This window comes from Sulfurospirillum sp. (assembly GCF_036802865.1).
Classification (GTDB): Bacteria; Campylobacterota; Campylobacteria; order Campylobacterales; family Sulfurospirillaceae; genus Sulfurospirillum.
Map to the genome: position 1 here is coordinate 1 of NZ_DAIRVK010000006.1, position 22706 is coordinate 22706.

A 22706-nucleotide genomic window follows, 5' to 3' on the forward strand; every position below is an offset into this window, starting at 1 on the left:
AGCTTGAAAAGCTACGTTACACTAGGCACTGAAGCTTGCCTCTTCCGAGGCAGAATATGTTTACATGTAAAGGTACAAGAAAGATCATTTTCTTGTGCCTTTATTTATTTTTTAGTGGTACAATATGCGTAATAAGCACGTCAAAGGAAGAGTATGGAGCCAGTTTTTAAAACAACGATCACCAAAATCAAAGGCAAAGAGAAGTTTGAGCGAGAGGATATTCTTGTTCGTGAAATCAAGTTAGAAATTTATGTCAATGGCGAAAAAATAGGTGCTGTTATGGCAACACCTGTCGATCAAGAAGCCCTTGCTATTGGTTATTTGATGAGTGAGAATATTATTGAAAAATTCAGTGATGTCACTTCGCTCAAGCTCCTCAATGATGGAATGCGTGTTGAAATCGAAGCGAAAGTGAATGTTGAAAACATCAAAAAGCTCAATGCCGAAGGTGTTGTCATTAGCGGTTGTGGTAAGAGTATGACCGCAAACATTGATCCTGAAGCGATTGAAGCGAAGGTCATCAAGAGCGATTTTAGCATTAGTGCTGAGAGATTGAGCAACGCAATGAGTCAATTTTATACCGAATGTCCTTTGTATGAGCAAACAGGGTGTGTGCATACGGCAAAACTTTTTACCGATGAAAATACTTACTTTATTGGTGAAGACATTGCACAGCACAATACCATCGATAAAGTTGTTGGAAAAGCCCAAATAGCGGGCATTGATGTGAGCAATGCTTTTTTAATGGTGAGTGGTCGCCTCTCTTCTGAGATGGTCGCAAAAGCGGTAATGCACCAAATTCCTATTTTGGCATCACGTACCGCATCAACGTGTTTGGGTTTGATGATCGCTGAAAAATTTGGACTTACATTAATTGGGTTTGTGAGAGGTGACACGATGAATATTTACCGTCATCCAAGGAGAATCCATGTCTGAGATGGAAGAGCTGATTAAAAAATATTTGAACGAAAAAGGCAAACTTGATTGTTCTGATGGCTTTAAAATCGCAACAAAACTCAAATGTTCTACCCTTGAAGTAGGTGAGTGTGCCAAAGCAATGGATATACGTATCGATTCTTGTGAACTGGGGCAGTTTGGAAAATTAGAGGGTGGTATTTACGATGAAGAAGCAGAAAATCGTCTAAAGCCACTACTGGATGAAAAAAATCGCGTGACCTGTAAAGCAGCTCGTGCCCAAGCTGCGGGCATTGGATTGAAAAAAATTCGAGGTACGTTGAAAGAGAAAAATTACGATGTGACATTTTGTGAACTGGGCTGTTTTAAAGAGAAGCTACGACCGCGTTTATACGTTAAGACGAAAACGTGGATTGAAAATGCTGAGGGAGAACTTCTTTTTGGCAAAGGTAAAACAGAAATATTAGAACTCATTGAGCAAGAGGGTTCTATCTCGAAAGCGTCTGAAAAAATAGGTATGAACTATAAAAAAGCGTGGACGCACATCAAAATTTTACAACGCAACATAAACGATACGATGGTGCAAACCAAACAAGGCGGTGGCGAAGATGCTGGTACAACACTCACCCCAGTAGCGCGTGAATTTATGGAGAATTATCGCAGACTTCAAGCGGACATTGAAAATTATGCCAATGAGCGTTTCAAAGAGTTGTTTTTAAAGCCTCGTAATAAAAAAGAGTTTAAAGACGAAAGTATCTAAGCTATTTTGGTGCTACGAAAATAATGTAAGATTTCTTTTGTATTAGGATTTAGGTTTGCCCGATAAGGGCAAACCTGAGTGTTATTTAGTTTTTAGCGCGTGTTTGAAAGTCTGGATAGAAGAGTTGTTTGTCCATAAGTTTAAAGTTAGCAATTTCGGTTTGAATTTTATCGGATGTTACCCATTCAATAAATTGTAAAGCACCTTTATAGTTGGTGTTTGCACATCTTTGTGGGTTGACCGCGATGACCGAGTAGAAGTTTTTAAGCGCGTCCGCACCTTCATACACGATGACCAATGGTGGGTTACCTTTGTGGTTCGCTTCGTATTTGATGTAGGTTCCGCGATCCGCTAGTGTGACACCTTTTTGCTCTGCTGCCATATTGATGGTTGCGATCATGCCTTGACCTGCTTCAAGGTACCATGGTTGTTTTTCAGGTGTATGACCCAAAGCCTCTTTCCAGACACCTTTTTCTTTATCATGTGTTCCAGATTTATCGCCACGGCTGACGAATTTAATTTGCTCTGTTTCGATGATTTTGAATGCTTCAGAAATGCTTTTACCTGCAAATTTTGCTTTCATTTCAGGTGTACCAAGAAGCACAAAGTCGTTGTACATAACAGGGGTTCGCTCAACACCAAAACCTTTTTCCATATAGGTTTTTTCAGACGATGGTGAGTGGACGAAAAGTACACTGACATCGCAGTTTTCGCCGAGCTTTAAGGCATTGCCTGTTCCAACGGCGACCCATTTAAGATCAACGCCTGTGTCAGCTTTGTATTTGGGAACAAGAACATCAAGAAGTCCTGTGTCACCTGTGCTGGTAGTTGTTGCCATTTTAAGGTCAGCTGCACACATAAGTGAGCTAAGGGCAAAAAGAGAAAAGAGAACGTTGCTCATTAAGCGGTTCTTTACTGAAAACATTGAATAATCCTCCGAATATGTTTATTTAGCATGTTTGTAGTTTAGCGTATCTTTTTTAAATTATATGTAAAAAGTAGGAATGATTTTGGATTTTATTTTATCAGGTTTAAAAGAGGCATTTGGGTTGCTCATCAACCTTGATCCCGAAACCATATCTGCCATTGATGTGACACTTAAAAGTTCAACATTATCGATTGTTTTTAGCATTCTGATTGGGCTTCCATTGGGTTTTTGCTTAGGATTTTTTAATTTCCCTGGACGCAAAGCGCTTAAACTACTTTCCGATACACTTTTAGCCATTCCTACGGTTGTCGTTGGTCTCATTGTTTACGCTTTTATCTCTAACCGTGGACCTTTTGGAAGTTATGAGCTTCTTTATACTTTACCGGGTATCGTCATTGGTCAAACGATTCTAGCGTTACCTATTATTGTTTCCTTAAGTGCTACAGCTGTTGAAGGGATGGAAAAAAAGCTTTACCTCACCTTGGCTTCGTTTGGTTTAACCACGATTCAGATGATTCAAAGTGTCGTGTGGGAGCTTCGCCATGCACTGGTTGCTGTAGCAGTTGCCGCATACGGTAGAGTGGTGGCAGAAGTAGGTATTGCGATGATGATCGGTGGAAATATTAAATGGTTTACACGTACCATCACAACAGCCATTTCATTGGAAACAAATAAAGGTGAATTTGCAACAGGTATTGCGCTTGGCTTAGTGCTGATAAGCATCGCTTTTTTACTCAATTTTATGCTCTTCTTTTTGAAAAAACGCGCGAGAATAGCCGTATGAAATCTTCTATGTATGAACTGCAAAATTTACGAACGCTTTACGGTGAAAAACCTGTTTTAGATATTCAGTCGCTTAGTGTATACGAAGGCGAGATTTTAGGGCTTGTAGGCTCAAATGGCAGTGGTAAAAGCACTCTGTTGCGCCACCTTGCTTTTTTAGAAGCGGCACAAAGTGGGAAGCTGCATTATTGTGGGTTTGATGCAGCTTCTTTGCCCCTTGCAACCAGACGTGATATTAGTATTTTATTACCAGAGCCTTATCTGCTCAAACGTACTGTGCGAGAAAATCTTCTTTTTGGGTTGAAAGTACGAGGTGAAGCTCACAATGCAGATCAACGTGTCCATGAAGCGTTAGAACTCGTGGGGCTTTTGCCTAAAAAATTTATGCACCGTTCATGGCATGAGCTTTCCAGTGGTGAGACGCAACGTGTAGCCCTTGCTTCAAGACTCGTTCTTCACCCTAAAACACTGCTTCTTGACGAGCCTACGAACAGCCTTGATTACAGTGGCATTCCGCAATTTACTGATGCCATTTTACATGCCAATCGTGAGTGGGGAACGACCATCGTCATTGCTAGCCACGATCTTTCGTGGCTTAGTGAAATCGCGACACGAAAAATAGGGCTTCATTTTGGTCGTATGATGGACTTTTCGACAACCAATTTGATTGTAGGAAAATGGCGTGAAAGTGGGGATGAACGCTTTTTTGACTTTGATGCGACGCAGAGCATGTCACTACCAAAGTCGTATCGTATTGGTGAAAAACGAGGTGTTGCGATCAACCCTCGCGATATTTCAGTGTCGTTTGGCACACCCAATGCGTGTGAAGAAAACAGGGTTTATCTCAACGGTACCATCCGTGACGTTTTACATATAACGAAAACCAATGAAATTTCACTTAAAATCATGATAGGCAATCATCTGCTTGAATGTATCGAAAGTTTTGAACAATTTGAATGCCACCATTTTTATCCATCTCAATATGTCACGGTAAGTTTTGAAAAATCGGCGATAAAAGTACCTTCTAAAGAGCCGTAAAGAAGGCAATGGTTTTTTATCAACGTTACTGAATTATTTCCCACTGGAGATTTTTTTGAATGAGTTTCAGTGTCTCTTTTGTCCCTAATTTGGTGGTATTGGTATCGTTATCAAATAACCCATCACACTCAATCTCAAAATTGAGCGACTGATCGTCTATCCATGTGACATTTTGTACAACACAATGTGAAGGGAATTTATGGGTAAAAACTTTGACAATACGCTCTTCACTCAATGTATAAACGCTAAGGCGTGGAGATTCAGCTGCTTCGGTTACAAAATAGCGTTGGTTTGGGCATAGATGGGGCATTCCGTCCAGCGGTATGTCATTGCCATTGCGTAGATCAATGGCGTGGTACGCTTCACTATCGGGCATAAAATCGCTGTAAATGAGATATTTTTCTTTAAAAAAACAGCCTTTGAGTGTGTAGAGTAAGGTTTTATACTCTGGGTCATTGCCAATATATTCATCTTTGAATTCTAGTTTTTCCCCATTTATCAAGTGAATGGTTTTAACATCGTTTGTAGCAGTGAAAAATGCTCTACACTGTGCAAGTTGCGCTACATTGACATCACGTTCAAAGTAGGCAAGATCGGCCATTAAAAAAGATGCGATCATTGCCAAAATTCCGTAGATTTTTATCATCTATTTTCCTTTACCTGTAAAGATTGATCAACCGTTAGCTCACTTCTAATCCATCATTTGAACTATTAGTGGTTTTGAGTAGAGCTTTTTCATTTTCTCGTTTTTTCTCTTCGGCAAGTTCTTCCAGCATCTTTTTAATAGACTCTGCCCCAAAAAAGCACTTTCCATCCATGATGTCTCCTAGTGATTCACCCGTTAACTCGGTGTTAAGATTTGCTATAGCATAGGCTAGAGGATTTTCTATGGCACTTAGAGTATAAATTTTCTCTCCATTTTCATCAACTCCTAACGTTAGAAAATCATCGACAAATGTCTCAGGATTGGAGTAGCGATTGAGTGTTGCACTGAGCTTTGTATCGTCTTTATAGGTGGCTTGAAGTTTATCGATAACCGAATGTACAGATGTTTTATCGGGGGTAATGTTAAAAATCATATTTTCAGACGTTGTTACTCCAAGGCTAATGGTTTCATCTGCTTCGTAGTAGTATTTAGACGTGCTCATACCAATAATATCATCGCTGACATCTGCGGTACTGCTACTGCTTTTGTCGTTAGCACTTTCAGGGAGAATATTAATATGAATATCACCCACTGAGACGTTACTAAGCTCCGAAATGTTGGTTTGAATTTCATTCATATAGTCATTGAAGCTTGTGTCAATAGTGGTGTTTTTTTCATTGCACATATCAAGCATTTTTTGGTAATAGGTGTCGTTTTTGACATAAACATCGTAAAATGTTCCACTTTTTTGCACATGCATGAATACTCCTTAGAAAGCAGAAATCATACAAATACTAAGCAAATTTTGATCCAGTTTAGGTGGTTTGCTCATAAAAACAGATTTGATTGCGTCCTTTTTCTTTGGCTTGGTACATCGCAAGATCAGCCTCTTTGATGAGCGTAGCGCCATCTTTAATGAGATGATCGCTAAAAAGTGTCACACCTATACTGGCTCCTAGTATATAGTTCCCATTTGCCAATGAGTAAGGTTTTCGCAAAAGCGAGAGGATTTTTTGAGCGATGCTTTGTGCTAAGTGATGTGCAATGCCCTTCTGATTGCCCAAATTTTTAAGTAAAACGATAAATTCGTCGCCTCCAAGGCGTGCAGCAAGATCGCTTTCTCTAATACTCTCTTTCAATCTTGAAGCCGTTTGAATGAGCAACATATCTCCAGCATCGTGTCCAAAAGTGTCATTTAACTCTTTAAAATGGTCAAGATCTATAAAGAGCAGTGCTCCAAAATACTTCTGATTAACGCTGTTTTTAAGTGTATCCAAAAGTGTCTCTTCGAGGAGGCGACGGTTAGCAAGATGGGTGAGTGGATCGTAGTAAGCAAGCTCTTGAATTTGTTGTTGTGCTACTTTATGGGTTGTAATGTCGTTAAAATTTGCAATGAAATGTGTTGTTTTCCCTTTTCCATCACGAATGGTTGTAATGGTCAAGGATTCTGCATAGATTTCACCGTTTTTACGCTTATTCCAAAGTTCACCTTGCCAAAAACCTTGTGTTAAAAGCGTTTCCCACATGGCATCGTAAAAGGCTTTATCATGGTACCCTGATTTTAAAATACGTGGTGTTTTTCCAATAATTTCATGGTCGCTGTAGCCTGTAATACGAGTAAAAGCTTCATTGACTTTCACAATGTGCTCTTTAGCATCGGTAATTAAAATGGCTTCTTGTGTCTCAAAAGCAACAGCGGAAAGATGTAATTGTTCGGCTTTTTTCTGTGCGTCAATGTTGATGTAAACACCTGTAAGGAGGAGGGGTTCATGTGTTTGTGAAAATTCAATTGCTTTACCCCGTACTTGTATCCATACCCATTCATTCGAAGTTGTTTTCATACGACGTTCAATCAAAAAACTCGAATGTGCAGCGATTTGCTCTTGGATGGATAAAAGCATATCTTTTGAGTCTTCAGGATGGGTAAGCTCTATAATTTTTTTCCAGGAAGGCTCAAACGTATTGGGTGTAAAGCCCAAAAGAAGAAAACATTGGGGATCCCATGTGATGCGATTTACCTCAAGGTTCCATGTCCAAAGCCCTGTTTGGGTTGCTTCCATTGCAACGCGGAACTGTTTTTCATAAGAGAGTTGAGCTCTTTGACGCTCATTTTCTTTGTAGTATCGAATAATGAGCATCAGTGCTAATCCACCTGAGAGAACAATCAATAATGTCGTAATGGCTAGAATTTTACTGCGTTCTTGATCCCAATATCCTATGGCATTGGCTTCATTGGTTTGAACTTCAACAATAAAAGGCAAAAACTTAGCGAGTCGAAAAACATCTAAGATATTCCGTGTATGGGTTTTCATATGTGAAAAAAAGTCTTCATCTTTCATCGGATGTGCAATGCTATAGTGTGAACTTCCAAGGTTGATGGCAGGGTCTGTTGTGAAGAGCAAAATACCATCTATCCTCCACAAAGAGACAATGCCCTGTTCAATCGGAAAGATCGTCGTATAATGATTTTCCAGATAGTCGGTATTGATGTTGGCTATAACATAATAGAGCTTTTTTTCAAAAAATACTTTTTTGAGTAAAGGTAAAAAAGTAATATGCTGCGAATTAATAGGCATTTGGGGCGTACTAGCACGGGCATTCTCAAAATCTCTTCCTGCCCAAGGAACACCAATACGAAGCAAAGGATTTTCACCAAAAGGAATGGGTAAAAAGTTATCAAGAATTACTTTTTTTCCCATATTTGCGCTATTGGAACTCGCAACAATAACCCCTTCGTCGTTTAATAAAGAGAATGAACGCAGACTAGGTGCATTGTGTAAAAGCTCTAAAAAAATAGGCGCAAGGAGTTCATTGGTAGGTATTTCATTGCTTAAAAGTGGAATACGATCAATGGTAAGGCTAATACTTTGAAGAATTTGTGAAAAATGCTCTTCAAGGGTGTTTGCATGGAGATTTGCAATATGCCGATGGGTTTGAATGGCTTCTTGGCGCAAACTGGTTAATGCCCAAAAAATGAGCCCAATAATCATGCCAGCCATTATAAAACCTGCTAAAAAATACCGTGTTATTTTTCGTTTTGTTTCAAGAAACTGTTTCATAAGACTTACTCTGTAAGAACAATCGGTTCTAAATGGTGTTGTTTAGCGGCATTTAAAAGCCTACCATCGTGTTTGATAGCAACAATAAATGCTTCAACTTTTTCCAGCAAAGCGGGTTCATTTTGTGCAATTGCCCAACCGTAGGGCGTTATGTTAAATGGTTTGCTAGGCTTGATCAGTTTTGCCCATTCTCGCTCTTCCATCATGCGTATACCAAAAGGATAATCGGTCATAAAGACATCGGCACGCCCCGCTTCAACTTCCTGTTCTCTGGCATGGAAGGAGTCAACGACTAAAAGTTTTGCCTTTTGTAGGCTCTTTTGCATGAGTGTAACATGGTATGTTCCTTTGGCTACGGCAACTATGACACCCTCTTTATCGATGTCTTCCCACGTTTGGATACGTCGATTACTTTTAGAAGAGATGGCATACACGTCACTGGCAAGATGTGCGGATGTTAGAGTGAGATGTTGTTTACGCTCAGGCGTCTGACCAATAGCAAACATCGCTATATCACACTGTTTAGTGGTAATATCTTGGATAAGCGTGGCAAAGGAGCTTTCTTTAAATTCAACACTTACGCCAAGTTCTTTGGCAAACTTTTTTGCGAGATCGACATCGATGCCAACGAGCTCTTGCGTACGAGGGTTGACGTAGGAAATACCATAGTATTCAGGCCAGATACAAACACGTATTTTTTTAGCCTCAAAAATAGATGACAGCGTATCGGCAAAGAGTGAAGTGGCAAGGCTTGCCGTCATAATAAAGAGTAAAAGTATACGTGCCATGACACAGCCTTTTATCATTTTTTTAAGTATAACACAAAACTATATCTTAAATGCACAATTTACTGAAATCGTGCTAAAATAGAGCCAATCAAGATGAAGGAGTTTACAATGTTTGTTAAATTAAATGAGAGAGTTTATCTTAATGCGGATCGCATTACACGTATCAAGATTGATGAAGTACAAGATGGTATCCGTGTACGTTTTTACGAAGGTCAAAACCAAGTGGCAAAAAGCCATAAATTTGACACTGTTGAAAAAGCTGGTGCATGGGTTGAAAAAATCATGAACGCAAAATAAGAGAGGCAAGAAAGCCTCTCTTCCCTCTTTTTTAGGTCTAAGGTTTAGACTAACTTATTAACTTACCAAAGGAAAATCATGAAACTAGATTGCAGTGGCTTGGCATGTCCAGAGCCAGTATTACAAACAAAAAAAGCATTAGAAATACTTCCCAATGACTCTGTTTTGGAAGTGGTCGTAAGCTCTCTAGCATCAAAAGAAAATGTGATGCGTTTTGCGCAAAATGGCGGTTTTGATGTAAGAGCTGAAGATTTGGGCGAGAGCAAATGCCTCATTACCATCGTAAAAGGGTTTGCATGCAATGTTGCAACAAAAACAAGCGATGAGCCATTTTTAGATAAAACTTTGTTTCTCAAAAGTGACAAAGTAGGCGAGGGTGAGCTTGGAGCAAAACTCATTGTTGGCTTTTTAAAATCAACTCTAGAGCTTCCAAAATTACCAAAGCGCATTGTCTGTGTCAATCAAGCCGTTCTTTTAACGACAGCAGAAGAGAGTGCGCCTATTATTGAGGTGCTTAAAGCGCTTGAAGCTAAAGGTGTAGAGATTTACTCGTGTGGTGTTTGTTTAGAGTATTTTGGTGTGACCGACAAGCTTAAAGTGGGCAAAATCGGTAATGCCTTTGGTACCATCGAGATGCTGTTTGGCGGAGAAGGCACAATTAGTCTATAGGAAAACGATGAACAACGAAGCAAAATTGACCAAGTACGTCAAAGCTGCGGGTTGCGCTGCCAAGCTGGGTCCGGGAGACCTCACAGAAGCCATAGGTGGTCTTTCTTGCACGCACGAAAACGTTTTGGTTGGCATGGATACGAGTGATGATGCCAGTGTCTATTATCTTGATGACGAACGAGCCCTTGTACAAACAGTAGACATTATTACCCCTGTGGTGGATGATCCGTTTGTGTACGGTCAGATTGCAGCAGCAAACTCATTAAGTGATGTATTTGCCATGGGCGGTGAAGTGGCTACGGCTATGAACATTGTAGGCTTTGATGGCTGTCATCAGCCACGTTCCATTCTCAAAGAAATTTTGGAAGGTGGCCAGAGCAAGGTCAAAGAGTGCGGTGGTATCATCATCGGTGGGCATACCATCGAAGCACCTGAGATGACGTATGGCATGAGTGTCACGGGGTTCGTGCATCCAAAGAGAATTTACCGTAACAATACACCGCGCATTGGCGATGTACTGATTCTTACAAAACCCCTTGGAATGGGCATTCTCACAACAGCGATTAAAGCAGATATGTTGGAGTCTAAGGTCATTGAAAAGGTAGCTTCCATCTTGGCAACCTTAAATCATAAAGCCTCTCAAATCATGCGTAAGTACGATGTAAGTGCCTGTACCGATGTGACGGGCTTTGGACTCTTTGGACATGCGTATGAGATGAGTTTTAATCATGTCACCATCGCGTTTGATCTTAAAAATATTCCGATTTTAGACGAAGCGAGGGCTTTGGCGGACATGGGCATCATCCCAGCAGGAGCGTACAATAACAAGAGTTATTTGAGTTCTAAAGTAGAAGCGATCGTAGTGCATAAAGATGAAATTATCTTGTACGATGCCCAAACTTCGGGTGGGCTTTTAATGGCGGTGTCACAAAATGATGCGCCAAAATTGCTTCAGCATCTTAAAGATGAAGGGCTTAGTTACAGCGCTATCATCGCTGAAATTCTACCTTTGGGTGAAACACCACTGCGTTATATGTAAAAAATTTAACACTAATTTAACACATGCTCTATAAACTCATCTCTTAGAAAATAGGGGTGGGTATGGAGTATTTAAAATTTAGCATTGATTATGGCATTATGGGACTGCTTTTTTGTATGAGTATTCTCTCTTTTGGACTGTTTATTGAACGTGTTTTTTTCTATAAAGCACTGGTTCTTTCATCTTACAAAACCAAAAAATCACTGGAAATTGCACTCAGTAACCATCTCACTACCATCGCAACCATCACATCAAATGCCCCTTATATAGGGCTTTTAGGAACAGTACTAGCCATTATGCTAACGTTTATGAATATGTCAGAACAAGGCATTGAAGCTACCAAAATAATGAGCTCTTTAGCCTTAGCGCTTAAAACAACAGCTGTTGGTCTTGTAGTGGCTATTGTATCGATGGTATTTAACAACATTTTAGTGCGTTACTCTGAGCGTTTTTTAGCAGATTATGATGAAGAAGTTTGATAGCATTAACGTCATCCCTTTTGTCGATATTCTGCTTGTCTTACTCGCCATTGTGCTGATGACATCGACGTTTATTGCTAAAGGAATCATCCCCGTCGAACTTCCTAAAACTGCTTCATCTGAGAAAATGGAATCCACTACAGTCGTGATTAGTATTTACGAAGATGGAAAACTTTTTTTAGAAAAAGAGCCTATTTCCTTAGAGCGCCTTCGTGAACACTTGGATCCTTTGGGATTGGAAACGCATATTTCGATCAATTGTGATAAAAAAACACCTTTTGAATTTTTTGTGGGCGTCCTCGAAGCATTGACCGTACGGCATTTTCGTAATATTGATATTATTACCGAAAAATGAAGCGAACGACTACTGCGTTATTGCTTTCTTTGACGGTTCATTTAGCTGGACTGATGACGATTTATATATGGATGGATGAAAAGCAAACACCCAAAAGTGAACGTGTATCGCTACGTATGAGTGCTGTAAATGTTCATCAAGATGAGCCAAAAGATATAGCGCCTCAAGAGGTCGTAAAAAACGTAATGCAAGAACCCAGTAAGCCACTCCAGGAAACGAAACCTCTTCCAAAAAAAAGAGATAAAATCGCCTCAAAAACACCAACGCCTTCTTTGGTTCAAGACGCACGAGAAGTGTCTGAGAGCAATGCCACCTCTTTTGCCGAAGAGAAACCCCCCAAAGTAAGTACGGTAGAAATTTCTGAGATGGAACCTGTAAAACAAACCTATGTGGCGCTTTACGGTGATGTCATAAGACAGATGATTGAAAAAAATAAAGAATACCCTGAAATTGCTCGTAAACGCGCTCTCTCTGACAATGTTGAGGTCAGTTTTACACTCACAACACAAGGTGAAATCGAGGAGCTAAGAGCATCTTCTAAATATAAAATCCTCTCTAACAGTGCCATAGAAACTATTCATAAAGCCAAAGTATTTTTTCCAAGACCAACAGAGAATGTGACGATAAAAATACCAATTATTTATGTCATAAAATAGTATTTAACATTAATTTGACACAAATTTAACACGTATTTAACACACCCTTCTTATACTTATTTTTTATAAATATCTGGAGGTAATATGAAAAGGGCAATTGGTCTTTCCTTGGTAGTTTCGACGATGTTATTTGCTGAGACAGGTGTTTTAGAGCCTGTAACCGTTGTAGGAGAAACGTTTTCTAAAGAAGTCAAAGACATTAATGGCGAAGAGTTAAAATCTGCTGATCTTGCCGACGCTCTTTCGCGTAACAGTTCATCCATTACGGTCATTCGTAGCAGTGGTATTGCCAATGATATTCTCTTGCGTGGGCAAAAAAGAGACAATATCAATATTCTAATGGATGAGGCTAAGATTTACGGCGGATGTCCAAATCGTATGGATCCTGCTATCACACATATTAACGCTGACAATATTGAAAATGTCAAAATTATTGAAGGTCCTTACGATGTAGAGCATTTTGGAACACTAAGCGGTTTAGTGGTTGCTGAGACTAAAAATCCAACCAAAGAACCAAGTGGCGAAGTGAACCTTGGCATGGGAAGTTATGGTTACAAAAAAGCATCTGCCAGTGCGAGTGGCGGAAATGATGTTGTGCGTGTTCTTTTTAGCGCATCAACAGAGGAGAGTGACCAGTACAAAGATGGAAATGGTGATACTTTCTATGATCAAATTGCCCATGCTATCGCTCAAGGGAAGGCGGCTTCTACAAATCAATACAGAAATAGCGATCAAAAAGCGTATGAGAAGAAAACCTTTATGGGTAAAGTTTTCATCAATCCTGTGGAAAATCAAGAGATACGTTTAGGCTATACGCTCAATCGTAGTGACAATGTGTTGTACCCATCGCGCAGTATGGATGCAGATTATGATGATAGTGATATCTACACATTTGGTTACAGTCTTTACGATTTAGGTGCTTTTTCAAAAGAGTTGAGCCTTGAAGCGTATAAATCTACAGTGGATCATCCAATGTCTGGAAGATTAAGAGTCATACCTACTGCAGGAATGATGGCAGGTAAGTATATGACAGCTAAAATGGATACTAACATAGAAGGTGCAACACTCAAAAATAAAATGAATTTTGCAGGTGGAGAGTTCGTTTACGGTATAGATGTCAGCAGACGAAATTGGGATGGCGAAAGCTATACAACAACCGTGGCGACAGGCGCAAATACCGCTCCAACACCATCTCTTAATATCCCTGATGTTGATACGACCAATAAAGCTATTTTTGCAAAGTACATGACGAGTGTAGGTGACTTTAATATTCAAGCAGGCACTCGTTATGATGATACCTCTATAAAAGCCAATCGTACAGGCTTAGCAACTATTAAAAGATACGATAATGACTATGAAGCACTCTCTGCTAATACGATTGTGACGTATAAAGCCAATGACAATGTGGACTATTTTATTGGATTTGGTAAAGCATCTCGTGTACCAGATGCACGAGAGTTGTACCATCCAACGAATTCGACAGCTATCTTAGATCAAGTGACAAACTATGAAGCAGATATGGGTTTTAAAACGCATTACGATGGTTTTGGTGTGAAAGGAAAACTCTTCTATTCCATCCTAAAAGATTATATCTACTATAACGCAGATGCTTTGAAATACGTCAATGTTGATGCAACCATTTATGGAGCTGAATTGGATGCGTACTACGATATTAGCGATACATTGACGCTAGGGTATGGCATGAGTTATCTTAAAGGTAAAAAAGATGAACCTTTGGCAGGCCAGAGCGATAAAGATTTAGCGGACATTGTTCCTCTTCGTGCTATGACATCTTTGACGTATCATGTAGGGGATCATGCATTAAAAACAGAAATGATTGCAGCAAAACGTTGGAATAATGTGGATATGGACAATGGTGAACAAGAGCTTGCAGGCTACGCGGTGTTTAATCTCAAGTACAATTATAAAGTAACCAAACACTTTGATGTTACGCTGGGAGTGGATAATATTTTTGATAAAACCTATGCGGTATCGAACACATACAAAGATGTTACATTACTTAATAATGCAGCTGTTGATGATGCCGTTATGCTCATCAATGAGCCAGGTCGCTACCTTTACGCTAATCTTCGTTACAGATTTTAAATGTTAGATGAAAAAAGATGAGATAACCCAAATGGGTTATCTCTGAGTTGGATTACGCCTTGAGATCAAGGTTTGACCCAATGCCCTCTGATGCCAGCCCAGAGACTTGCGTTGATGCTGTATCTGTCGGTTGAGGCATAGATTCCAAAAGCTTTGAAACCATCTGTTCTTGAACCTTCATCGCCTGCTTCATTGCATAGATTTCTGTGCTTGAAGGGATGCTACTGTTTAGCGCGTCCATAATTTACTCCTTATGTAGAGCTATAACTATATCGGCAATTTTGCTTTTCCTGTATAGTTATACATGGAACTTAAAATGCTTTGAATGATTAGATTACGCAAGAAGTCTAATATGTGATAGAATATATCACAGAAGCAGGGATCGCTTATAAAGGACACTTTATGGAAGCAAAGTATTATCTGTTATGTCCCCTTTGTAGTTATGAAACAGAGCATATTACACTTGCTCGTACCTATCGCCACATCAGTTTACAACGAAAATGGATGGTCTGCCTTGAATGCCATCAACTCCAAGAAAAGCCTCATCCAAAGCGATTTTTAATTCAAGCATTAAAAGTTTTGTGGCTCAATGCAAAGCATTTTATTTCCAAAGGACGGAAGCATAATCCTTCCAAACTTTTGCAAAAACCTTCATGTTATAAATGCCATGGAAGCCATTTGTTGGAGTGGGATGGGAATTGTCCAAAATGCGGGAGTGCTTTTTTAAAAAAAGTCGTATGACGTTATTGGGTATGCGTTAAAAGCCACCCGATAACCCATGCACCATCTTTGACAAAATAGACTTTTTGATTGAAAAATTGCATAGTCTCTATGGTCTCTTTTGCCAATAATGCACCAGCAACTAAATTTTTAGCACCATAATAGCCTAGTAAATAGCATTGTGCTGTTGCATCGGTGCACTCTTTTCTTTGCTCTTGCGAAAAAAGAGCGATGAGGTTTTCAAAATCTGCTTTTTCTAAGAGCACAAACGACTCCAAGTGACCGTTTGTTTTCAAATAAGCTGTCGCCCAGAAAATACCGCCACTGGCGAAGAGTGTCTCTTTCCCTTTGGAGAGTTTGATGACAGAGAGTTCTTTGTTGATAATATGTGAGCATTTTTCTTGAAAAGAAGCATTAGTGTCAAGTATATCGGCATGTTGGGTTGTTGAGACAGTTCCTAGAGGAATTTCAAAAAAATCTATCGTATTATTGGTATCAAGCCAAGCAACTTTCGTGTTACCACCACCAATGTCGATCATAGAAGCTTTATGCCATTGTTCTTTAGGAACGGAGCCGTAAAAAGCGAAAGTACTCTCCTCTTTTTCATCAATGAAATGCAGTACTAAATGTGTACTGTTTTTGACATTGGCTTCCAGTTCTGGTCTGTTATTGATTTTGTTGATGGCACTGCTTGCGATAATGAAGATATTGTGTTCAGGTATCTTTTGTTCACTCACCAGAATCTTTTTAAGCGTAACAATGTCAGAAGTGACTTGTTTGACCATTTCGTTATTCATGGTTTGATGCTCTGTTATACCACTTTGTGGGGAGGTGTTCAACCCATTGCGATAGCTGATTTTGGTAAGATTAGACTCTATGTCAATGACATATGCCTTAACACCTTTTCCCCCTATCTCGATAGCCCCATAGTGCTCTGCCCCCAAAAGGGCAGTATGGCATAGGACGATAAAAAGAAACAGAAGGGGGCGAAAAGCGTTTTTAGATAACAAGGCAGTACCCAGCAATCACCGCACCAATCGTACTGAGAATTAAAGAGCCTATCCAAAACTTTTTATTGCGTGTGAGCGCTGAAATAGAGGCTAATGCAATAGAAATTTGTAAAAATGTAATGGCAAAGCTCAGAATGTGGTGAATGTGATAATAGTGGTCACTCTCCGCATTGCGTAGCTCTTTAAGCCTTTCAATTCTTTCAGCCTCAGCTTTAATCTCTTCTTGCTCTTTTTTGTATACAACAACTTTTTTCTTAAAATCTTCCGCTTTTTCAGGGAATATTTCTGCATTTACAGCGTAAATATGCGATTTGACACTTTTAGCTTGGTAAAAATTCCATTGATCCGATGCTTGACTTTGGTAAAGTACCGCTTCGTTTTTGGTGAGAATCGTTTTGGATGTAATTTGAGATTCATACAAACCAACCAGTGCGGTGAGAATAGCAATGATAGCCGTACTGAGCGAAATATATGAAAGCCAACCTTCCATCTCTTTTTCTTTATGCTTGACCTCTTCCATCGCTTCTTCAACTTGTTTTAAATGCTCTTCAATTGCGTTACTTTCCATCCCATTCTCCTTTTTATCTAAATAAATCGCGCGTATTTTATCAAAAAAAATGCTAAATTCGATGTGCTTTTGTTTTTAGGGTTTTATCGGTTAGCGCATTGATATAGTAGTAAGCAACACCTAAGAGTGTCGCAATAAAAGGCAATGCGAAATACCAATGTGCACGTGCGTATTTGATAACGCCTAGAATCTCATCTCCAAAGTACCATACAGGGATAATGATAATACTACTCCAGCAGAGTGCCGAGCAGAGATTGATAAGCGCAAATTTCTTGGCGCTGTATCCTGTCAGTCCTATAGAGATAGGAATAACGGTTCGAAGCCCATAAAGATACCGTTGCATAAAGATAATGGGCCAACCATGCCTTTTAAGCAGAAGATGCGCAAGGGCTAACTTTCTTCGTTGGTGTTTGAGTTTGCGATGGACATACGCTTTATTAAATCTTCCAATGTAAAAATAGAGCTGATCGCCTGCGAAACCACCAAGACCTGCAACGACGATAGCGGTTAGAAGATTCATGTCGCCTGTGTGGGTAAAAAGCCCTGCCATAACCAGACCACTTTCACCCTCTAAAATACTCCATAAAAAGAGTATCACATAACCGTATTCTCTCATTAATGATAAAAATAATTCTTCCATGCGGTCTCTATTTAGCTGTTGTTACGCATTTGCGAGACAACATTTTCTGCATTGTATTTACGAGCCGCCGCGGCAACTTCTTTATCGACAATGGTTTGTCCGATGGGGAAAAGTGAAATGGCAGCAAGTTTAAGATGTTGAAATCCAAAAGGAATACCAATAATCGAAGCAAAACAGGCAATGGCAGAGACAATATGCCCCAATGCAAGCCAAATACCTGCAAAGAAAAACCAAAAAATATTACCAATAACACCTAAAGCGCTTGTACCAATGTCTTCTTTGTTGGAGAGTTCTTTGCGACTTATTGCTTCTTTCCCAAAGGGAAAAAATGTAAATTGACCTATAACAAAACAGGCTTTTGCCCAAGGAATGCCAATGATCGTTATAAATGCCAATACGCCTACGATCCACCAGCACAGTCCCATAAAGACACCGCCTAAAATGAACCATAAAAAATTACCTATTGCGCGCATGATGAATGTCCTCGTTAATTTTAAGTGCCGTATTGTACTTGAAATTTTTATTTTTTCGATTACATAATAAAAGTGGTTTTTGAGAGATTTGCAAAATGGAGAAGAGGTTTTTGGATTGTGAAAAAAGAAGTAGCACTCAGACCGGGCAATCTGAGTGCATCTTTATTAAAAATGTTTGAGTTCTACACAAAAAGGAGGTTTTTGTCTTGGTAATGAAAGTATAGAGAAATAGATTAAACGTGTTGTTAACCTTTAGTAAATAAAAAGTCAATGGAGAAAAATTGTGCGACTTCTATGTTTTGAGAAGTCGCAGCATTGTTATAGGGTGTGTATTTATGCGGTTGCTTTAAAATTTAGCAAATTTTCTAATATAGTACATTTTAACACTTTGCGTTAGAAAGATATACGCTATCATCATCACAACTAAAATACTCCAATATTCCATAGGAAGTGCAACAAGCCCAAGGGCTGAGGCAAAAGGAGAAAAAGGTAACCAAATTCCAAAACACATAATGCTTGCTGTCATTAAGATAACCGGTAAACTTGCCGTACTTTGAAAGAATGGAATTTTATTGGTTCTAATAATATGCACAATCAGTGTTTGAGAGATGAGAGACTCTACAAACCAACCTGTTTGAAACAGTGCTTCATTATGCCAAGCATCAAAGATATAAATCATAACTCCAAATGTAATATAATCAAACACGGAACTCGTTGGTCCAACGATAAGCATAAAGTTTTTAATATCTGCAATATCCCATTTTTTAGGGCTTTTGATGAGATCATCATCCACATGATCGGTGGGTGTTGTGGACTGAGAGAGGTCGTATAAAAAGTTATTGGTGACGATTTGAATCGGGTGCATTGGGATGAAAGGCAAAATGGCACTGGCACCCACGACACTAAACATGTTGCCGTAGTTTGAGCTTGAGCCCATTTTGATGTACTTAATAATGTTAGCAAAGACTTTTCTTCCCAGTAAGACTCCTTGCTCCAAAACAAGCAAACTTCGCTCAAGTAAGATGATGTCTGCTGTCTCTTTAGCAATATCAACAGCCGTATCGACCGAGATACCCACATCGGCAAGTTTGAGTGCGGGCGCATCGTTGATGCCATCACCCATAAAACCAACCGTGTGACCGTTCTGTCTGAGAGCGCTTACAATTCTCGCTTTATTATCGGGGGAGAGTTTGGCAAATACATTGGCTTTTTCAACAGCAATTTTGAGCTCATTTTCGCTCATGGCATCAATGTCAGAGCCTTGATAAACAGCTGTTATATCTAATCCTACATCTTTACAGATTTTTTTTGTCACAAGTTCATTGTCACCGGTGAGAACTTTGACAGAAACACCATATTCATTCAATATTTTAATGGCTTCGCGTGCGCTGTCTTTGGGAGGATCAAGGAATGACATAAAGCCCGCTAAGATCATCTCAGATTCGTCTGATACTGCGTAAGCTTGTTGTGAACTTGGTATGTTTTTATAGGCAACGGCAATGACTCTAAAGCCATCGTTGTTATAGCTATTGACCAGATTGAAAATCTCACCGTGCATGGTGCTACCCAATGGCAAAATTTCACCATTGCGTTCTACATGACTGCACACTTTTACCATTTCTTCAACAGCACCTTTGGTAATCAGTAGATGTGAATTATCGGTCTTTCCAACGACAACTGACATTCTTTTACGATTAAAATCAAAGGGAATCTCATCAATTTTATTAGGAAATTCATTTTTTGCCAACCCCTCAATTTCAGAGTGTTCCAAAACGGCAACGTCGAGAAGATTTTTTAAACCCGTTTGATGGAAGCTATTGAGGTAAGCTAATTCTAAAACGTGGTTGCATGCTTCGCCGTTTATATTGACATGCTGTTCAAGTATGATTTTATCTTGCGTAAGCGTTCCTGTTTTATCGGTACATAAGACATCCATTGCCCCAAAATTTTGGATAGCACTGAGCTTTTTGACAATGACTTTTTGTTTTGAGAGGGCAAAAGCACCTTTACTGAGATTGACCGTTACGATCATCGGTAACATCTCAGGAGCCAATCCAACAGCAACAGAGAGACCAAATAAAAATGCTCCCATCCAATCATCTTTTAAAAAACCATTGACGAGCATGACCACAGGCACCATGACGAACATAAATTTAAGCATAAGCCATGTAAATTTTTTGATGCCTATATCAAAACTGGTAGGTTCTGCCGCACTTTCGATAACTTTTGCGATAGATCCAAGGTACGTCTCTTTCCCTGTGGTACACACAATACCAATCGCCGTTCCACTTTCGATACTCGAACCCATGAAGCAGATATTATGGGCGCTTAGCATCGACGTAACCTCGTAAGGTTCATTGATAGCAAATTTCTCGACAGGCATTGCTTCTCCCGTTAAGGAAGCTTGATTTAAAAAGAGGTCTTTTGCACTGAGAATTCTTAAATCTGCTGGAATAATATTGCCAGCGCTGAGGTGGACAATATCTCCCGAAACTATATTTTTGATGGGTATTTCAAGTGTTATGGAATGAGGCTCGGAGAGTTTAATTCCAAATTTGTCAGGAATTTCTGGAGGAATAGTCTCCGTTTCTTGTCTTAGTACCGTGACAGTAGAAGAGACCATTTTACTGAGTTTATCAGCTGCTTTACTCGATCGAAGTTCTTGCACAGAAGATAAGATAACACTTAGCAGTGTCATTCCTCCGACAACCATGGCTGTTCGCATATCGTTCATATAGAGTGAGACGCTTGCTAGTACGATAAGCATCAGTGTCAATGGATTTTTGACATTTTCAAGGATAACAAGAAAAGGGTTTGCTTTTTTGTTTTCTGAAATAACATTATGCCCAAATTTGGCAATACGTCTTCTCACATCATGATGGCTTAAGCCTCTTTCTGAGCTTTGAAGCTTTTCAAATAAAACATCTTTGGAACAGGTCGCAAGCTCTTGAAGTTTATGGGTGCTGGATTGTGCATTTGCAATGTTTTGCTTTGAAGCTTTAAAGTTTTTTGGCAAAAATGCAGGCACTAGGGTTTGAAAAAAGTAATCATACTTAAACATAATCATTTCCTTTTAGTAATTGTGACGGTAAAAAGGTGATTTAAATGTTTAGAGTCAGCTTATTTCAATTGTTATGCAGCGCAAAATAAATCACCAAGAAATAAGCGGACTTTACAACTAGGGGGATGATCTTCCATGTAGCGTCCTTTCTTGTGATGTGTTTACGTGTGGAATTTTATCTTATTTTTTGAAATAGTTGGTTACAAATTTTTTTATGGCTTTCAACGAGGTAAGGATAGATATATATTTCATACTGCCATACTTTGAAGTATTTTTTTCACAGAACGTTATACTGTCTTTAATCTTGCATATGTAAAAGGTTTTATGTGATTATTCATCTTGATTTAGACTGTTTTTTTGTCTCCGCTGAGCGCACAAGAATTCCTGAACTTAGGGATAGAGCTGTTGTTGTGTGTAAAAGTGGTGATACCAAAATTTTCAGCACACAAGACACCGAAAGCATGATGACGGATTCTGTGGGTGGGTTTAATGGACTAATGCAACATAAAAAAATGTTTCAGGGGTTTGATAAAAATGCATGGAAGAACGAATTTATGGATGAAAGGGGCAGGGTGCATGGCATTGTCATCGCTAAGAGTTATGAAGCGAAAAAGTATGGCATTAAAACAGGAACTTCTTTGCGCGATGCGCTTTTTATGTGTCCAAAACTTCTTGTCGTTCCCAGTGATCATCTCTTTTACCAACTGCTTTCCACCAAGCTCAAAGCCTTTTTGCAAACCAAAATTCCCATCTTAGAGCAGTACAGCATTGATGAGTTTTGGGGTGATCTTAAAGGCTGGGTTAAAGAAGAAGAGACGTATGATTTTGTTGCTTCGTTGCAAAAAGAGATTTTAGAAAAATTTAATCTGCCTATCTCTATTGGGGCATCGAGTTCTAAATGGATCGCCAAGCTTGCCACGGACTTTAATAAGCCGTATGGGCTTACCTTGGTTCGTAAACATGAAATTATTTCATTTGTTTCATTGATGCCTATTGAAAGTTTCCCCGGTATTGGAAAAATGTTGCAGAAAAAATTTGCCAGTTATGGCATTGCCACGTTGGGTGAAGTGTTGGAACATCAAAAGTTGGTTTCAGGGTGGGGAACCATCGGTAAAGACCTATTAGCACGTATTAGCGGAGTCGATAATGAACCTGTCATCACCAAACGAGATCGTCGTTCCATCGGCATTTCACGTAATTTTCATGTTATACATAATCGTGATGAAATGGTACGCCGTGCCATTATTCTCTCACGTCATCTCTCCTATACAATTGCCAAATTGGGGTTGCATCCTACCACTTATTTTTTCGCGATTAAATATGAAAATGGTATCTCCTCCAAAGCTTCTCAAACCATTGACCGTGCCTTTAGCGAGCATATGTACCGTGAATTGGTGGTGCAGTGTTTTACATCGCTTGATTCTCATCCGCATTATGGCGTTCATTATATCAGCCTTGCTGTTTCAAACTTTATTACACCCACACAAACCAAAACCTTTTCCCTTTTACATGTAAACGAAGATGAAAAGTCTAAACGCTTGTCTGAAAAGCTCACTAAACTGCGCGACAAGTATGGTGTTGACATTATTCGTAGTGGTGTGGAGAAACAAGAAAATAGGTTAGATTAAAAATCAAGCGATAGATCTACCTGTAAGGGCATTATGCATTATTGCCCATGCTGTAGCGATGCTTTGGTCCATTCTTGTTGCAATTGCG

24 protein-coding genes are annotated in these 22706 nt (G+C 39.4%); 13 read left to right on the forward strand and 11 right to left on the reverse strand.

What is annotated here, in order from left to right; translation table 11 throughout:
• Positions 1-153: 153 nt before the first annotated feature.
• Positions 154-936 carry a formate dehydrogenase accessory sulfurtransferase FdhD gene (gene fdhD / locus V7Q04_RS11920; protein ID WP_333805377.1) on the forward strand — a complete coding sequence of 261 codons (783 nt, stop codon included), beginning with the start codon at positions 154-156 and terminating at the stop codon, positions 934-936.
• Complete coding sequence (locus tag V7Q04_RS11925; protein WP_333805378.1) at positions 929-1675, forward strand: winged helix-turn-helix domain-containing protein; 747 nt, start codon at positions 929-931, stop codon at positions 1673-1675. The genes fdhD and V7Q04_RS11925 overlap by 8 nt, the downstream gene beginning before the upstream one ends.
• Positions 1676-1760: 85 nt before the next feature.
• On the opposite strand, the gene tupA is transcribed toward V7Q04_RS11925, so the two are convergent.
• Positions 1761-2576: a tungstate ABC transporter substrate-binding protein TupA gene (gene tupA / locus V7Q04_RS11930; RefSeq protein WP_333805607.1), complete on the reverse strand. Its 816-nt coding sequence runs from the start codon at positions 2574-2576 to the stop codon at positions 1761-1763.
• 109 nt (positions 2577-2685) lie between these two features.
• On the opposite strand from tupA, the gene tupB reads away from it, so the two are divergent.
• Positions 2686-3387, forward strand: coding sequence for a tungstate ABC transporter permease TupB (tupB, locus tag V7Q04_RS11935; RefSeq protein ID WP_333805379.1), 702 nt, complete (start codon positions 2686-2688; stop codon positions 3385-3387).
• Positions 3384-4424 carry an energy-coupling factor ABC transporter ATP-binding protein gene (locus V7Q04_RS11940; RefSeq protein WP_333805380.1) on the forward strand — a complete coding sequence of 347 codons (1041 nt, stop codon included), beginning with the start codon at positions 3384-3386 and terminating at the stop codon, positions 4422-4424. The genes tupB and V7Q04_RS11940 overlap by 4 nt, the downstream gene beginning before the upstream one ends.
• Positions 4425-4449: 25 nt before the next feature.
• Here V7Q04_RS11940 and V7Q04_RS11945 read toward each other — a convergent pair whose 3' ends face one another.
• From V7Q04_RS11945 to V7Q04_RS11960, 4 genes are read right to left on the reverse strand one after another with little or no spacing between them, the layout of a single operon-like run.
• Positions 4450-5070, reverse strand: coding sequence for a hypothetical protein (locus V7Q04_RS11945; protein ID WP_333805381.1), 621 nt, complete (start codon positions 5068-5070; stop codon positions 4450-4452).
• A gap of 34 nt (positions 5071-5104) precedes the next feature.
• Entirely contained in the window at positions 5105-5830 is a 726-nt protein-coding gene (locus tag V7Q04_RS11950) for a hypothetical protein (RefSeq protein ID WP_333805382.1), read from the reverse strand.
• Positions 5831-5885: 55 nt separating this feature from the next.
• Positions 5886-8129, reverse strand: a complete 2244-nt coding sequence (locus V7Q04_RS11955) for a diguanylate cyclase domain-containing protein (RefSeq protein WP_333805384.1) — start codon at positions 8127-8129, stop codon at positions 5886-5888.
• Between the two features lie 5 nt (positions 8130-8134).
• On the reverse strand, positions 8135-8917 hold the full coding sequence (locus V7Q04_RS11960; RefSeq protein ID WP_333805385.1) for a substrate-binding periplasmic protein: 783 nt from the start codon (positions 8915-8917) through the stop codon (positions 8135-8137).
• A 108-nt stretch (positions 8918-9025) separates the two neighbouring features.
• On the opposite strand from V7Q04_RS11960, the gene V7Q04_RS11965 reads away from it, so the two are divergent.
• The 7 genes from V7Q04_RS11965 (at position 9026) to V7Q04_RS11995 (ending at position 14518) form a co-directional block, all read left to right on the forward strand.
• The gene (locus tag V7Q04_RS11965; RefSeq protein ID WP_333805386.1) at positions 9026-9214 is read left to right on the forward strand and encodes a sodium-dependent tyrosine transporter; all 189 of its coding nucleotides are present in this window, start codon (positions 9026-9028) and stop codon (positions 9212-9214) included.
• 78 nt (positions 9215-9292) lie between these two features.
• Entirely contained in the window at positions 9293-9883 is a 591-nt protein-coding gene (gene yedF / locus V7Q04_RS11970) for a sulfurtransferase-like selenium metabolism protein YedF (RefSeq protein ID WP_333805387.1), read from the forward strand.
• Positions 9884-9890: 7 nt separating this feature from the next.
• Entirely contained in the window at positions 9891-10922 is a 1032-nt protein-coding gene (selD, locus tag V7Q04_RS11975) for a selenide, water dikinase SelD (protein WP_333805388.1), read from the forward strand.
• A 62-nt stretch (positions 10923-10984) separates the two neighbouring features.
• Positions 10985-11401 carry a MotA/TolQ/ExbB proton channel family protein gene (locus tag V7Q04_RS11980; RefSeq protein ID WP_333805389.1) on the forward strand — a complete coding sequence of 139 codons (417 nt, stop codon included), beginning with the start codon at positions 10985-10987 and terminating at the stop codon, positions 11399-11401.
• Entirely contained in the window at positions 11388-11756 is a 369-nt protein-coding gene (locus tag V7Q04_RS11985) for a biopolymer transporter ExbD (protein WP_333805391.1), read from the forward strand. Before V7Q04_RS11980 ends, V7Q04_RS11985 begins: the two co-directional genes overlap by 14 nt.
• Before the next feature lie 53 nt (positions 11757-11809).
• Positions 11810-12412, forward strand: coding sequence for an energy transducer TonB (locus V7Q04_RS11990; protein ID WP_333805392.1), 603 nt, complete (start codon positions 11810-11812; stop codon positions 12410-12412).
• A gap of 84 nt (positions 12413-12496) precedes the next feature.
• On the forward strand, positions 12497-14518 hold the full coding sequence (locus tag V7Q04_RS11995; RefSeq protein ID WP_333805393.1) for a TonB-dependent receptor: 2022 nt from the start codon (positions 12497-12499) through the stop codon (positions 14516-14518).
• A gap of 52 nt (positions 14519-14570) precedes the next feature.
• Here the strand turns inward: V7Q04_RS11995 and V7Q04_RS12000 are convergent, their stop codons facing one another.
• Positions 14571-14759 (reverse strand): hypothetical protein, encoded by a 189-nt coding sequence (locus tag V7Q04_RS12000; RefSeq protein ID WP_333805394.1) that lies wholly within the window; start codon positions 14757-14759, stop codon positions 14571-14573.
• Between the two features lie 161 nt (positions 14760-14920).
• On the opposite strand from V7Q04_RS12000, the gene V7Q04_RS12005 reads away from it, so the two are divergent.
• Entirely contained in the window at positions 14921-15259 is a 339-nt protein-coding gene (locus V7Q04_RS12005; protein WP_333805395.1) for a hypothetical protein, read from the forward strand.
• A 2-nt stretch (positions 15260-15261) separates the two neighbouring features.
• Here the strand turns inward: V7Q04_RS12005 and V7Q04_RS12010 are convergent, their stop codons facing one another.
• The 5 genes from V7Q04_RS12010 to mgtA form a co-directional block, all read right to left on the reverse strand.
• Entirely contained in the window at positions 15262-16248 is a 987-nt protein-coding gene (locus V7Q04_RS12010) for a Ppx/GppA phosphatase family protein (RefSeq protein ID WP_333805396.1), read from the reverse strand.
• Entirely contained in the window at positions 16238-16816 is a 579-nt protein-coding gene (locus tag V7Q04_RS12015) for a DUF4337 domain-containing protein (protein ID WP_333805397.1), read from the reverse strand. The genes V7Q04_RS12010 and V7Q04_RS12015 overlap by 11 nt, the downstream gene beginning before the upstream one ends.
• 52 nt (positions 16817-16868) lie before the next feature.
• A complete protein-coding gene (locus V7Q04_RS12020) occupies positions 16869-17456 on the reverse strand; it encodes a DedA family protein (protein WP_333805398.1) in 588 nt (195 codons plus the stop codon).
• Positions 17457-17467: 11 nt separating this feature from the next.
• Positions 17468-17929, reverse strand: a complete 462-nt coding sequence (locus tag V7Q04_RS12025) for a YccF domain-containing protein (RefSeq protein ID WP_333805400.1) — start codon at positions 17927-17929, stop codon at positions 17468-17470.
• Positions 17930-18275: 346 nt separating this feature from the next.
• Positions 18276-20990 (reverse strand): magnesium-translocating P-type ATPase, encoded by a 2715-nt coding sequence (gene mgtA / locus V7Q04_RS12030; RefSeq protein ID WP_333805401.1) that lies wholly within the window; start codon positions 20988-20990, stop codon positions 18276-18278.
• A 326-nt stretch (positions 20991-21316) separates the two neighbouring features.
• Here mgtA and V7Q04_RS12035 point away from each other — a divergent pair, with 326 nt between their 5' ends.
• Complete coding sequence (locus V7Q04_RS12035) at positions 21317-22618, forward strand: DNA polymerase Y family protein (protein ID WP_333805402.1); 1302 nt, start codon at positions 21317-21319, stop codon at positions 22616-22618.
• Positions 22619-22706: the final 88 nt, after the last annotated feature.